Below are 12,428 nucleotides of genomic sequence, written 5' to 3'. Positions count from 1 at the left end.
GCCGAGCGAGTTCATCGATCGGCACACGTTTCAATCCCGCCGCACGAGCGGCTTGTGCGGCCAGATCCGGGAGGTACGCGTGACGACTACTTCACGACTCTCAGCGAAGAACGCAGACACCACGGTGCTGCTCGATGACGAGGTCATCTCAGACGATTCATCCACTCGGGCCACCATCGCGGATGTCGTGGTCAAGGGCAGGACCCTCGGTGAGGGCGGAGTGCCCGACCATTTCCGAATTCACGTGGCGGACAAGCTCTCTCGGCTCGAGCGGTTCGACCCCACCATCTACCTCTTCGACGTGGAACTCACCCACGAACGCAACCGTCGTCAACGCAAGAACTGCCAGCGGATAGAGATCACCGCCCGCGGCAAGGGCCCGGTCGTCCGCGCCGAAGCGCGCGCGGACAGCTTCTACGCTGCCCTCGAGTTCGCGGTCGAGAAGCTGGAGAGCCGACTGCGCCGGCTCAAGGACCGCCGTCGCGTCCACCACGGGGACAAGACACCGATCTCGGTGTCGGAAGCGACCGCCAGTCTCATCGACGAATCCCTGTTCTCCGCCAATGGATCCATCGCACATGATCACCCGGCCGACGAGATGGACGAAGCCGCCGGCCCCGGCCATGTGGTGCGCACCAAGCAGCACTCCGCGATCCCCATGACGGTTGACGACGCCCTCTACCAGATGGAGCTGGTAGGCCACGATTTCTTCCTGTTCCAGGATAAGGAGACCGACCGACCGTCGGTCGTCTACCGCCGCCACGCCTTCGACTACGGGCTGATCAGGCTCGCGTAACCAGCGGCTGAGGAACATCCACCTTTCGACCGGGGTCACGGACAGGACCCCGGTCGCCTGCTGTGCAGTGCCGCCTCTCCGTGATTTTTGCGGCAGTACCGCCGCTCCGGGACCTTTGCGGGCGGCTTGGGAGCCGTTGGAGTTGAGTACCCGTGCCGGCGGTCGGGGGGTGTCTGAACTTTGGGCGTACCCGGGGAGTTACCCGTGGCGGAGGTAAATCAGTTGTCGCGGGTTCGGACGGATCTGCTACTTGCTGTGACGCTGTGTATCAGTTAATACTGTGGCCATGGCTACCAAGGGCGCTCGCCGTGCTGTCATCGTCGCCGGGGCTCGGACCCCGTTCGTGCGGGCATTCAGCGAATTCACGCGGATGGACTCGATCGACCTCGCCGATACCGCTGTGCGCGGGCTGCTGGAACGGACCGGGGTGCCCACGCAGGACGTCCAGGCCATCGTGTGGGGCGGGGTGATTCTGCCCAGCGGCGCACCGAACATCGCGCGGGAGATTGCGCTCGACCTGGAACTGGACCCGGGCTGCGAGGGCTATACCGTGACGCGCGCATGTGCGTCCGGGCTGCAGGCGGTGGTGTCGGCGGCGGCCGCCATCGAACGCGGCGAGTACGACATCATGGTCGCGGGCGGCAGCGACTCCACCAGCAATGCCGAGATCAAGCTGCCGCAGAAGCTGGTGCACGCCGCCGCGCCGCTGGCGCTGGGCAAGCCCAAGGCCAAGGACTATCTCACCGCCGCAACGCAACTGGCCCCGTTCTTCGATCTGATGCCGCGCCGGCCCCAGATCGCCGAGCGCACCACCGGTGAGGTCATGGGTGAGTCGGCCGAGAAGATGGCGCGCATCCACGGCATTTCGCGCGGCGCACAGGACCACTTCGCCGCCACCTCGCATCACCGGGCCGCCGCGGCCATCGCCAGCGGCCGGTTCGACCGCGAGGTGGTGCTGGTCCGCACGCCCGACGGGACCGAGGTGTCGCGAGACGGGCTGGTGCGGCCGGACACCAGCCTGGCCAAACTCTCCAAGCTGGCACCGGTTTTCGCCGAGAACGGCACCGTCACCGCCGGCAATTCCAGCCCGCTCACCGACGGCGCCTCGGCGGTGCTGCTGATGAGCGAGGAGAAGGCGCGCGCGCTCGGCTACGAGCCCCTCGCCGCCTTCCGCTCCTGGAGCTTCGTCAGCGTCGACCCGCGCGACCAGGTGCTGATCGGCCCGGCCGTCTCCATGCCGCGAGCTCTCGACCAGGCCGGAATGTCGCTCGCGGACATCGATTTCGTCGATATCCACGAGGCCTTCGCCGCCCAGACCCTGTCCGTGGTCTCGGCGCTGGCCAGCGACGAATGGGCCAAGACCCGCCTGGACCGCGACGCCGCGGTGGGCGAGATCGATCCGGCCAAGCTCAATGTGCACGGCGGCTCGGTCTCCCTCGGCCACCCCTTCGGCGCGACCGGCGCGCGCATGGTCACCACCATGGCCAACGAACTCGCCCTCACCGGCAAGTCCACCGCCCTGCTCGGCATCTGCGCCGCCGGCGGCATCGGGGCTTCGGCGGTACTGGAGCGGGTTTAGCCGACACGATTCTGTGTCACCGGTTTTCGGCGGCCGTCGGGCAGCCGATTCCCGCCGGCAGGGAGGATCCGAACCGGCTCGATCAGCATCAGTAGGGACGCGCCTCGCGACCGGTTGACCGGCATCCCGGCGGCGCTGGTGATCGCGGTCGCCGGCGGTCTCGTGCTTGTCATCATCCATGCCACCGCCGTGCACGCGGGCGAGCAGCGCGGATACACCGGTCGATTGAGCGGTCCGGCAACGGTCTACGGGATCTTGCTGTCGATACTGCTGATCGCGGTGAACGTCGCTCCGCTGATCACGGTGGCGCTGGCGCGCCCCGTCACCCGCAGCCAATTCTGGTTCGCCGCTTCGGCTCTGAGCTGGATCATGCTCGCGGGGCTGCGCGGTGCTGCGACCGCCGACCCGGATGGGTTCGCGGAGACGTTCTGGCAGCTGCGGCTGCCGTTGGACACGCTCGTCCTGCTGGCCGGGGCGGGTCTGGGGCTGTCGGATCTGCGGCGCAAGCGCGGGGTCGGGGCGGTTGCGACGGGGTAGCCAGGCGGCGGCCCGGTGGGTTGGTCCGTATCAGGTGTGTAGCGGTGTCTGCCCAGGTCAGGGCTGTTCGCGGCGGATGGCGCGTCATGAGCGCGCTCGCCCGGACGCGACGGCGGTCACCCGCAGCCATCAAGCAACGACCTGGCAACTGTCACCGCGAACGTATACTCGGCAAATGGCCGAGTGGATCTTTTTGATGCATCCGCCCCGTGAGAATTTCATCGCCACCATGACCGCCGACGAAAGATCCGCATTCGCGGCGCACCGGGACTGGCTGGCGAGCCTGGACACCGCCGGTGTGCTGCTGGTGGCCGGGCCTACCCTGGGCGCGGTCAATACCGGCGTCGGGATCTTCACCGCCGACGACGAGGCCGCCGCGCGGCGCATCATCGCCGATGAGCCTGTCACCAGCGGAGGCTTCATGCGCGGCGATCTGCGGCCGATCCAGCTCGGCTACCTCAACCCCCGCACTGAGAGCGAACCCGTCACCTGATCGTCGCGCCAGAAGGGATGGCGTGCGCAGTCTGACGCCACCGTGCGAACCGCACCCTGATGTCACCGCGCGAACCGTATCGAGGGCCGATGCGTGGTGTCGGCGGTGAAGTCCTTCCCTACCATCCAAGGACCGACAATGGCCATCGCGCAGCCGACCGAGCATCACGAGATCATCGATGTCACCCGCTCGAAGCGTCCACGAGTGCTGATGGTGGTCGCCAACCCGGCGACCTCGACGACGCTGAACATTCCGGTGGGCTTCTGGGCCGCCGAACTCACACATCCCTATTACGAATTCACCAGAGCCCGTTACGAGATCACCATAGCCAGCCCGGACGGAGGGCGAGTCGAGATGGACGCCATGTCCGACCCGCGCGACGAGAGCAAGTGGTCAGCAGACGATCTGATCACCATGGGCTTCGTCAACACCCCCGAATTGGCTGCTCTGCTGGAGAATACCGCGGTATTGGCTGATCTGAACCACGACGACTTCGACGCCATCGTGGTCTGTGGCGGTCAGTCGCCGATGTTCACCTTCCGGGGCCGCAAGGATCTGGCCACCACGATCGGGGCATTCCACGCCGCCGAGAAGCCCACCGCGGTGCTGTGTCACGGTACCTGCGCGCTGCTGGACGTTGTCGCCGACGACGGCACGCCGCTCATCACGGGCAAGACCATGACCGGCTTCGCAAACATCGAGGAGGACTTCTCGGATCAAGCCCTGGGTCGTACGGTGATGCCGTTCCGAATCCAGGACGAGGCCATCGCGCTGGGCGCCAACTTCGTCACCGGTGGCCTGTTCCGCGCCTTCGCCGTCCGCGACGGCAACCTCATCACCGGTCAACAGCAGTACTCCGGCGCGAAGGTCGCCCAGATGGTGATCGAGTCGCTGGGAATCTGAACGGATCAGGCCGGTGCGTTCAACTGGATGCTCAGGTCGACGTCGAGGATGCGGCCGATCATGCCGCCGAAGGACGGGCCGACACCGAAGTCGCGGCGGTCCAAGCTGCCGGTGGCGGTGAAGCCGATGGACGGGTGGCCGGTCACCGGATGCGGCCGTAGTCCGTTCCAGGCCACCGTCAGGGGTAGCGGCCGCGTCAGCCCGTCGAAGGTGACTTCGCCGTTCACGTCGAAGGATTCGCCGATCCGGATCGGGCGGGGCGCCCGGAAGGTCATGGTCGGCCGGCGCTCCACATCCAGGAAGTCGGCGTGGCGGACGTGGTCGTCGCGTTTGGCATTGCCGGTGTCGAAGGAATCCAGGTGGACGGTGGCCTCGATGGCCGCCGCCCCGGCGTCGTCCACCACGAATCCGGTGTCGAAGCGCCGGAATTCACCGCGCACGCGCAGCAGTCCGAAGCTGCGCAGCGAGAAGCCGACGGTGGAGTTCACGGCGTCCAGGGTCCAGAGGCCGGGGGTGAGGGCGATGCCGGTCGAAGTCGTCATGGCCTCGACTGTCGTCCGGTCGCGGGAGCGTAACCAGACCGGCTTGATCCAGGGACCGCCGGTCCGTGGCTAATCGTCCTCCGTGCGTGGCGTGAATTGTTCCCAGTGCACGGCCGATTCGAGGGGCCGTCGATGGCGCCAGCCGAAGCGCTCGAGGTCCGGGACCTGCTGGAACTCGTGGACCGGGCCGACACAGAGCCAGGCGACCGGTTTCACGCCCGGCGGCAGCGAGAGCAGATCGGTGAGGAACGGTTCGTCGTAGAAGCTCACCCAGCCCACGCCCACGCCCTCGGCGGTGGCGGCCAGCCACAGGTTCTGGATGGCCAAGATGGTGGAGTAGATGCCTGTTTCCGGCACGGTCGCGCGACCCAGCACGTGGGTGCCGCCGCGCGCCTGATTGTGGGTCACCACGACGCCGGTGCCGCTCTCCACAATTCCTTCGATCTTGATCGGATTGAAGGTCTCGGCGCGATCGGACGGCAGCGAGTCGTGGAACTGCTGCCGCTTCTCGGCCACATGGTCGGCGAACTTGCTCAGCGTGGCCGGATCTCGCAGCACAACGAAATCCCACGGCATCGAATTGCCGACGCTGGGCGCCCGATGCGCCGCCTCGAGAATCCGGAGCAGCGTGGTGTCGTCGACCACCGCGCCGGTGAATTCGGCGCGGACATCACGACGCAGTTTGATGGCGTCGTAGACGCTCAGACATTCGGTGGCGCTGACGGGACCTTCGGAACACACAGCGTCCAGTGAACCAGGCCGGAGGTCGACGGGGGCCATCGACCCATTCCCGCGACAGCGCCCCCCGCCGGAAACTCGGCGGGGGGCGCTTTTCGGGATGCCGGGGTGGCTCAGCCGACCAGGGCCGGTTCGCGCCGGGACAGCTTGCGGCGGCCCTCCCGCAGCGCGGTGCGCAGGCCGCGGCGGCGTCCGGTCATCGGGTCGATGCTGGACTCGCCGCCGAAGATCTTCTCCGACTTGGTTTCCGGAGCGTCGTCGGTGGAGCGACGCAGGTACTTGTTGGGCAGCGACAACTTCATGATGGTGCGCCACGACTTGGCGTACTGCACCGGCAGCGAACCGGTGGTGTAGGGCAGGTCGTACTTCTCGCACAGCGCCCGCACCCGCACCGCGATGGTCGACAGGTGGTTGGACGGAATATCCGGGTACAGGTGGTGCTCGATCTGGTGCGAGAGATTGCCGGTCATGAAGTGCATGAGCGGGCCACCGGAGATGTTGGCCGAACCCAGCATCTGGCGCAGGTACCACTCGCCCTGCGTCTCGTTGTCGCAGTCGAACCTGGTGAACTTCTCGGCGCCGTCGGGGAAGTGGCCGCAGAAGATGACCGCATTCGTCCACACGTTGCGGACGATGTTCGCGGCCAGATTGGCGGTCAGCGTGCCCAGGAAGGCCGGGCCGGTGAGCAGCGGGAAGATCAGGTAGTCCTTGGCGGCCTGCTTGCCGATCTTCTTCAGAACGGTCTTGCGGTCCTCCTCGAACTGGATGCGCTCGGGCGAACCCGGGGCCCACTTCTTCTTGGCGACCTTGCCGAGTTCCAAATGCTGGATGGCGACACCGTATTCGAAGAACATCTGCAGCAGCAGGTTGTAGACCGGCTGTCCGAGATAGAACGGCGACCAGCGCTGATCGCGGGTGACGCGCAGCAGGCCGTAGCCGATGTCGTCATCCATGCCCAGCACATTGGTGTACTTGTGGTGCAGGAAGTTGTGGGTGATCTTCCAGTGTTCGGACGGGCCCGCGTTGTCCCATTCCCATTTGGTGGAGTGGATTTCCGGATCGTTCATCCAGTCCCACTGCCCGTGCATCACATTGTGGCCGATCTCCATGTTCTCGATGATCTTGGCGGTACCCAGCAGGGCCACACCGGCCAGCCACGCAGGCGGGAAGAGACTCGCGAAAAGCGCTGCGCGGCCACTGATCTCGAGGCCGCGCTGGAGACGGATCACATTGCGGATGTAACGGGCATCTTTCTCGCCCAGGGTCGATTCGACCTCACGGCGGATGGCGTCTAGCTCCGCCCCGATCGCTTCGACGTCCTCCGGGGTGAGGTGCGCGTATTCCTTGACATCCGAGATCGCCATGGCGGTTACACTACCGTAGGTTACGGTCCCGTAGGTTGGCGAAGATCGAATCTCTAACGTGTCGAATACCGCATTGTTTTCGCGACTCGACTCTGCTATCGATTGCGGCGGAGTTTACGCGAGAACCAGCCCCCGCGCTGCGCTTTATCGGCCAGCGCGGCCTTTTCCGTCCGGGCTTTTTCCTGCAGTGCGGCCTTGGCCTCGCGCAATACCTGCTTCTCGTGCGCGGCCTTCTCCTTGAGTGCCACCTTGGCCTCCTGCATGGCCGACCGCAGCCCGCGCCGTTCACCGGTCTCGGGGTCCAGACCCCAGCGCGGCTGGTGTTCGGCCAGCCACTCGCTCGCGCTGTGCTCGGCCAGCCATTCACTGCCGTTCCACGTGGGCATGGACGGCAGCGAGATGCCCGCGAACTTGCGCTCCGAGGAGGTCTCCGGGGCGTCGTCGGAGGTCCGCTTGAGCCACTGGTCCGGCAGCGCCAGCTTGTGAATCGTGCGGAATGCCAACAGGTATTGCTTGCCCAGCGAGCCGGTGGTGTAGGGCAGGTCGTACTTGTCGCACAGCTCCTGCACCTTCACCGAGACCTCGGGATACCGATTGCTCGGAATGTCCGGGAACAGGTGGTGCTCGATCTGGTAGCTCAGATTGCCACTCATGAACGCCATCACCGGGCCGGCATCGAAATTGGCGCTGCCCAGCATCTGACGCAGGTACCACTCGCCCCGCGTCTCGTTCTCGAACTGCTCCTCGGTGAACTTCTCCGCGCCGTCCGGGAAATGGCCGCAGAAGATGACCGCGTACGCCCACAGATTGCGAATCAGGTTCGCGGTGGCATTCGCCTTCAGCGTCGACTTCCAGGCGCGACCGGTGAGCGCCGGATAGATCACGAAATCCTTGGCGACCTGCTTACCGGCCTTGCGCCAGAACGCCTTGTTCGGTTCGTTGACGATGTTGCGCGGGGGGAAGAGCCCGGACGGGGGGATGCCCATCTGTTCCTTGGTGGCCGCAAGATCGTGCAGCGCGATGCCCCACTCGAACAGCGCGGCCAGAAACAGATTCGCGACCGGCTGCGCCAGATTGATCGGCTTCCATTCCTCGTCGCGCGTCATGCGCAGGATGCCGAAGCCCAGATCGTCATCCATGTCGAGGATGTTGGTGTACATGTGGTGCGAATAGTTGTGGGCGGCTTTCCACTGCGCCGAGGTGCCCGTCATGTCCCACTCCCAGGTGGTGGAGTGGATCTCCGGGTCGTTCATCCAATCCCATTGCCCGTGGCTGATGTTGTGCCCGAGCTCCATGTTCTCGATGATCTTGGCGACCGACAGCAGCGCGGTCCCGGTCAGCCACGCCCAGCGCTTCTTCGACGCGAAGAGCGTGGCGCGGCCGGCGGCCTCCAGAATCCGTTGCGCCGCAATGGTGCGCCGGATGTAGCGGGCATCGCGTTCACCGAGCGAGTGCTCGATATCGCGGCGAACGGTGTCGAGCTCCTGACCCAGGGTCTCGATATCGGCCGCCGTCAGATGGGCGAATGCCTTGATGTCGGTGATGGCCACGGTGTCTAATTTGCCCTTCGCTTCGCTCCGGGCGGGTTCGCGGCCCTGGAGGTCTCGTTCTTCCCTCCCTGCGCACCTCCGCTTCGCTCCCCCGCTTCGCTCCGCTCAGTCCAGAACGAGACGGGCCGCGAACCATGGGTGGGCCCGTATCCGGGTCTGCCCGAGGTGAGGTTGTGGAGGCGTGAGTTGGAGAGGATCGCTATCGAGGGTAGCGGCTTCGGGAGTCGGGCTGCCACCCCGGTCTTGTCGTCACACCTCGAGGGTGCAGTCGCCCGCGGCGGCCGAGATGCAGGTCTGGATCTTGTCCCCGGCGCGGTGCTCCTTGCCGTTGCGGAGATCGCGCACATGGCCCTCGGTGACCGTGACCACGCAGGTCTGGCAGATGCCCATGCGGCAGCCGAACGGCATCTGCACGCCCGCGCCCTCTCCGGCCTGCAGCAGCGTGGTCGCGCCGTCCACCTCGGCGGAGCGGCCGGCCCTGGCGAAGGTGACGGTGCCGCCCTCGGCGGTGGCGTTGCGCTCGATCTCGAAGCGCTCCACGTGCAGCTTGGACTCCAGACCGGCTGTGGTCCAATGCTTTTCGATCTCGTCCAGCATGGGCAGCGGGCCGCAGGCCCAGACCTCGCGCTCGCGCCAGTCCGGCACCACCTCGTCCAGATCGGCGAGCGCGAACTTGCCCTGCTCGCCGGTGAGGTGCAGGTGCGCGGTGAAGCCCGGGTGCCGGTCGTGCATGTCGCGCAGCTCGTCACCGAACATCACGTCGTCGGGGGTGCGGGCGGAGTGGATGTGCATGACATCCGGGACCGCGTTGCGGCGATCCATGGTGCGCAGCATGGCCATGACGGGCGTGATGCCCGAGCCCGCGGTCAGGAACAGCACCTTGGACGGCGCCGGATCCGGCAGCACGAACCCGCCCTGCGGCGCGGCCAGCCGCACGATGGTCCCGGCCGGCACGCCGGAGACGATGTGGCTGGACAGGAAGCCCTCCGGCATCGCCTTCACCGCGATGGAGATGAGCCGCTTGCCCTTGTGCGCGCTGTCGCCGGTCCAATCCGGCGGGCAGGTCAGCGAATACGAGCGCCAGTGCCAGCGGCCGTCCACCAGCACGCCGATGCCGATGTACTGGCCCGGCTCGAATTTGAAGTCGAAACCCCAGCCCGGCTTGATCACCAGGGTGGCCGAATCCGCCGTCTCCTTGCGCACCTCCACGATGCGGCCGCGCAGCTCGCGCGCCGACCACAGCGGGTTCACCAGATGCAGGTAGTCGTCGGGCAGCAGGGGAGTGGTGATGCGCGCCGCGGCGCCGCGCAGCGCGTCGAGGGGAGTCCGTCCGCCCGTGCCGCCTTCGGCCACGGGGGCTTCCAGCCAGTCCCGCAGTCCTCGCACGGAGAACCCGCCACTCTTCGATGCCATATCCCGGAACGCTTCCTGTCGTCGTGCGCGCTGGTCAGCGCGTCGTCGTACGCCTGTCGCCCATGTGATGAGCAACCATCACAGCCAGGTTACGGCATCGTAGGTTACGGGGGCGGTGTTGGATTGCCCCTTCGCTTCGCTCCGGGGCGGGTTCGCGGCCCTGAGGTCTCGATTCTTCCCTCCCGCCGCTCCTCCGCTTCGCTCCCCCGCTCTGGTCAGTCCAGAATCGAGACGGCCGCGAACCTGTGGTTGGATTGCCCCTTCGCTTCGCTGCGGGGCGGGTTCGCGGCCCTGAGGTCTCGATTCTTCCCTCCCGCCGCTCCTCCGCTTCGCTCCCCCGCTCTGGTCAGTCCAGAATCGAGACGGCCGCGAACCTGTGTGTTACAGGAGATCGAGCAGGAACGGGAGTTCCTGGGCGGCGTACCAGGCGAGCTGGTGGTCCTCGGCGTCGCCGAGCACGAATTCGGCGTCGGCGTCACCCATGTCGGCGGCGTCGATGACCTCGACGGCCTTGGCGACCTCGGACTCGGCCTCGGCCAGGTCCACGTGGATGGACGCGATGCGGTCGTAGGCGATCGGACCCGACAACCGCACCACGGCGTCGTCCAGATCCGGGCGCAGGGTCGCGCCGTCCACATCCGCGGCGATGACCGCGCGGCGGAAGACCGGTCCGGCCGGGGTGGGATCGGATTCGTCGCCGGATCCGTCGCCCGCGCGATCGCCGCGCAGCTCCGCGGCGGCCTGTTCCTCGGCGAGCAGTCGCAGCGAGGCGCGCGCGGCCTCGGCCATGGCGACCTCGGCCAGTTCCTCGTCGTCGCCGGAGGCGTAGGCCTCGCGCAGCGCCGGCGTCACCGCGAAGGCGGTGTCGTTGAGCGCGCGAATCTCGCGGTCTGCGACCAGTTCCCGCAGCATCGGCACCGTGGCCGGGACGTAGACCCGTAGTTTCTTCGAGACGCGGGACGACTCACTGGACGCAGGCACCGAGCATCTCCTCCATCGACTCGTGCACCGAAGCGGTCAGCACCGCGATGTCCGCCATAGCGTCGCGATCGGCGGTGAGTCCGTAGAACACCCGTCCGTCGTAGGACGTGAGCCCGATGCTCAGAGCCTGAAAGCGCAGCAGCGGCGACACCGGGTACATCTCCAGCATCCGCGCACCGCCGATGTACATGGGCTGCTGCGGACCCGGCGCGTTGGTGATCACCAGATTGAACGTGTGCTCTGCAAAAGTACTCGCCGACCGCACGCTCATGGCATGCAGGCTCGCCGGAGCGAATCCGGCCATGTGCATCAGCGTGCGGGCGCGGACCCCGAGCTGATGCCGGGTATGGGCCTCGGTCGCGTGCTTGATGTGCTCCATGCGGATCACCGGATTCGGTTCGCCCACCGGCAGATCCACCAGCAGCGAGGTGACCTCGCCCGCTGGTTTGAGCTCACCGTTCGGTCCGTCGGCATAGACCGACATGGGCACGACCGCTCGCAACGCGTCGGCCTCGGTCAGCACCTGCCCGCGCGAGAGCAGCCAGTTGCGCAGCGCGCCCGTCACCACCGCGAGGATCACGTCGTTGATGGAGCAGTCGAACCGCTTGCGGATCTTGCGGTAGTCCTCGAGATCCGTGCGCACCACCTCGAATCGGCGATTGCGCGAGGTGCGGGTGTTCAGGGGGCTGTCGGGTGCGCCGATGGCCGCGGCCCGGACCATGGACACCAGCTTCTGCACCGCCTTGCCGGTGGCGTCGACCATGGCGAAGGCCTCGGCAACGTGGTGGCGGGCCACCTCCAGGCCCTCACGCGGCTGGGTGGCCAGGTGCAGCACCGCGCCGAGCAGCAGTTCGAGGTCGGCGGGCTCGCGATGGGCGATCCAGGCGTCGTCGGCGACCTCGCGGGGCGCGGTCGAGGTGTCCAGGATCACATGCCCGATCTCGAGCGCGCTGTCCCCGTCGACCAGGGCCGAATGGGTCTTGGTGAAGATGGCGCAGCGGCCTTCGGACAGGCCCTCGACCAGATACATCTCCCACAGCGGCCGCGAGGGGTCGAGCGGGCGCGACGCCAGCCGCGCCACCAGGTCCAGCAGCTGCTCGTCGGTGCCCGGCTCGGGCAGGGCGGAGCGGCGGATGTGATAGGTGATGTCGAAGTGGCTGTCGTCCACCCACACCGGGCGGCCCAGCGTGAACGGGATCTCCCGCACCTTGCGGCGGTACTGCGGCACCAGCGGCAGCCGCGACTCGACCAGGGTGGCCAGCCGTTCGTAATCCAGCGGCCCGTGCCCCGAGTTTCCGGCCGGCGCGGGATTGCGCAGGATGGCCAAGGAACCGATATGCATGGGGTTGCTGCTGGATTCCAGCCGGTAGAACGACGCGTCCTGCGGCGTCAGTCTGGTGATCACGCTGCCCGCTACTCCCTAGTCCCTGCCTGCGCCCGCAGTGTCCCCCTGCCTAGGCGCCGGCGGTTCTTCCATCAAATGTTGCCGTGGCATTCTTCGAGGGCAAGCTATCGCAATCCGATCACCTGGG

General features: G+C 66.8%; 12 protein-coding genes. 5 read left to right on the top strand and 7 right to left on the bottom strand.

What is annotated here, in order from left to right; genetic code table 11:
• Positions 1–79 precede the first annotated feature (79 nt).
• The 5 genes from hpf to ACQP1O_RS35745 all read left to right on the top strand — a co-directional run bounded on the left by hpf (position 80) and on the right by ACQP1O_RS35745 (position 4,308).
• Positions 80–796 carry a ribosome hibernation-promoting factor, HPF/YfiA family gene (hpf, locus tag ACQP1O_RS35765; RefSeq protein WP_433562758.1) on the top strand — a complete coding sequence of 239 codons (717 nt, stop codon included), beginning with the start codon at positions 80–82 and terminating at the stop codon, positions 794–796.
• 286 nt (positions 797–1,082) lie between these two features.
• A complete protein-coding gene (locus ACQP1O_RS35760; protein ID WP_433562757.1) occupies positions 1,083–2,375 on the top strand; it encodes an acetyl-CoA C-acyltransferase in 1,293 nt (430 codons plus the stop codon).
• Positions 2,376–2,489: 114 nt separating this feature from the next.
• On the top strand, positions 2,490–2,912 hold the full coding sequence (locus ACQP1O_RS35755) for a hypothetical protein (RefSeq protein WP_433562756.1): 423 nt from the start codon (positions 2,490–2,492) through the stop codon (positions 2,910–2,912).
• Between the two features lie 175 nt (positions 2,913–3,087).
• Positions 3,088–3,405: a YciI family protein gene (locus tag ACQP1O_RS35750; protein ID WP_433562755.1), complete on the top strand. Its 318-nt coding sequence runs from the start codon at positions 3,088–3,090 to the stop codon at positions 3,403–3,405.
• A gap of 138 nt (positions 3,406–3,543) precedes the next feature.
• Positions 3,544–4,308 (top strand): type 1 glutamine amidotransferase domain-containing protein, encoded by a 765-nt coding sequence (locus tag ACQP1O_RS35745; protein WP_433562754.1) that lies wholly within the window; start codon positions 3,544–3,546, stop codon positions 4,306–4,308.
• 5 nt (positions 4,309–4,313) lie between these two features.
• On the opposite strand, the gene ACQP1O_RS35740 is transcribed toward ACQP1O_RS35745, so the two are convergent.
• The 7 genes from ACQP1O_RS35740 to ACQP1O_RS35710 form a co-directional block, all read right to left on the bottom strand.
• Positions 4,314–4,850 carry a YceI family protein gene (locus ACQP1O_RS35740; RefSeq protein ID WP_433562753.1) on the bottom strand — a complete coding sequence of 179 codons (537 nt, stop codon included), beginning with the start codon at positions 4,848–4,850 and terminating at the stop codon, positions 4,314–4,316.
• A 69-nt stretch (positions 4,851–4,919) separates the two neighbouring features.
• Complete coding sequence (gene bluB, locus ACQP1O_RS35735) at positions 4,920–5,555, bottom strand: 5,6-dimethylbenzimidazole synthase (RefSeq protein ID WP_433567901.1); 636 nt, start codon at positions 5,553–5,555, stop codon at positions 4,920–4,922.
• 146 nt (positions 5,556–5,701) lie between these two features.
• Positions 5,702–6,952: a fatty acid desaturase family protein gene (locus ACQP1O_RS35730; protein WP_433562752.1), complete on the bottom strand. Its 1,251-nt coding sequence runs from the start codon at positions 6,950–6,952 to the stop codon at positions 5,702–5,704.
• Between the two features lie 95 nt (positions 6,953–7,047).
• Positions 7,048–8,502: a fatty acid desaturase family protein gene (locus ACQP1O_RS35725; protein WP_433562751.1), complete on the bottom strand. Its 1,455-nt coding sequence runs from the start codon at positions 8,500–8,502 to the stop codon at positions 7,048–7,050.
• Positions 8,503–8,751: 249 nt separating this feature from the next.
• A complete protein-coding gene (locus ACQP1O_RS35720; protein ID WP_433562750.1) occupies positions 8,752–9,915 on the bottom strand; it encodes a ferredoxin reductase in 1,164 nt (387 codons plus the stop codon).
• Between the two features lie 381 nt (positions 9,916–10,296).
• Positions 10,297–10,827, bottom strand: coding sequence for a DUF6912 family protein (locus tag ACQP1O_RS35715; RefSeq protein WP_433567900.1), 531 nt, complete (start codon positions 10,825–10,827; stop codon positions 10,297–10,299).
• A 52-nt stretch (positions 10,828–10,879) separates the two neighbouring features.
• Entirely contained in the window at positions 10,880–12,301 is a 1,422-nt protein-coding gene (locus ACQP1O_RS35710) for a WS/DGAT/MGAT family O-acyltransferase (RefSeq protein ID WP_433562749.1), read from the bottom strand.
• Positions 12,302–12,428 lie beyond the last annotated feature (127 nt).

Origin of the sequence: Nocardia sp. CA-151230 (assembly GCF_050942175.1) — a bacterium.
Taxonomy (GTDB): Bacteria; Actinomycetota; Actinomycetes; order Mycobacteriales; family Mycobacteriaceae; genus Nocardia.
The sequence above is the reverse complement of the archived record's forward strand: the minus strand, read 5'-3'. Positions and strand labels throughout refer to the sequence as shown.

Bases quoted from the DNA above. Each gene is read 5' to 3' on its own strand.
- ACQP1O_RS35760 (WP_433562757.1), top strand. From the start codon at position 1,083: ATGGCTACCAAGGGCGCTCGCCGTGCTGTCATCGTCGCCGGGGCTCGG.
- ACQP1O_RS35750 (WP_433562755.1), top strand. From the start codon at position 3,088: ATGGCCGAGTGGATCTTTTTGATGCATCCGCCCCGTGAGAATTTCATC.
- ACQP1O_RS35745 (WP_433562754.1), top strand. From the start codon at position 3,544: ATGGCCATCGCGCAGCCGACCGAGCATCACGAGATCATCGATGTCACC.
- ACQP1O_RS35740 (WP_433562753.1), bottom strand. From the start codon at position 4,850: ATGACGACTTCGACCGGCATCGCCCTCACCCCCGGCCTCTGGACCCTG.
- ACQP1O_RS35730 (WP_433562752.1), bottom strand. From the start codon at position 6,952: ATGGCGATCTCGGATGTCAAGGAATACGCGCACCTCACCCCGGAGGAC.
- ACQP1O_RS35720 (WP_433562750.1), bottom strand. From the start codon at position 9,915: ATGGCATCGAAGAGTGGCGGGTTCTCCGTGCGAGGACTGCGGGACTGG.
- ACQP1O_RS35715 (WP_433567900.1), bottom strand. From the start codon at position 10,827: ATGCTGCGGGAACTGGTCGCAGACCGCGAGATTCGCGCGCTCAACGAC.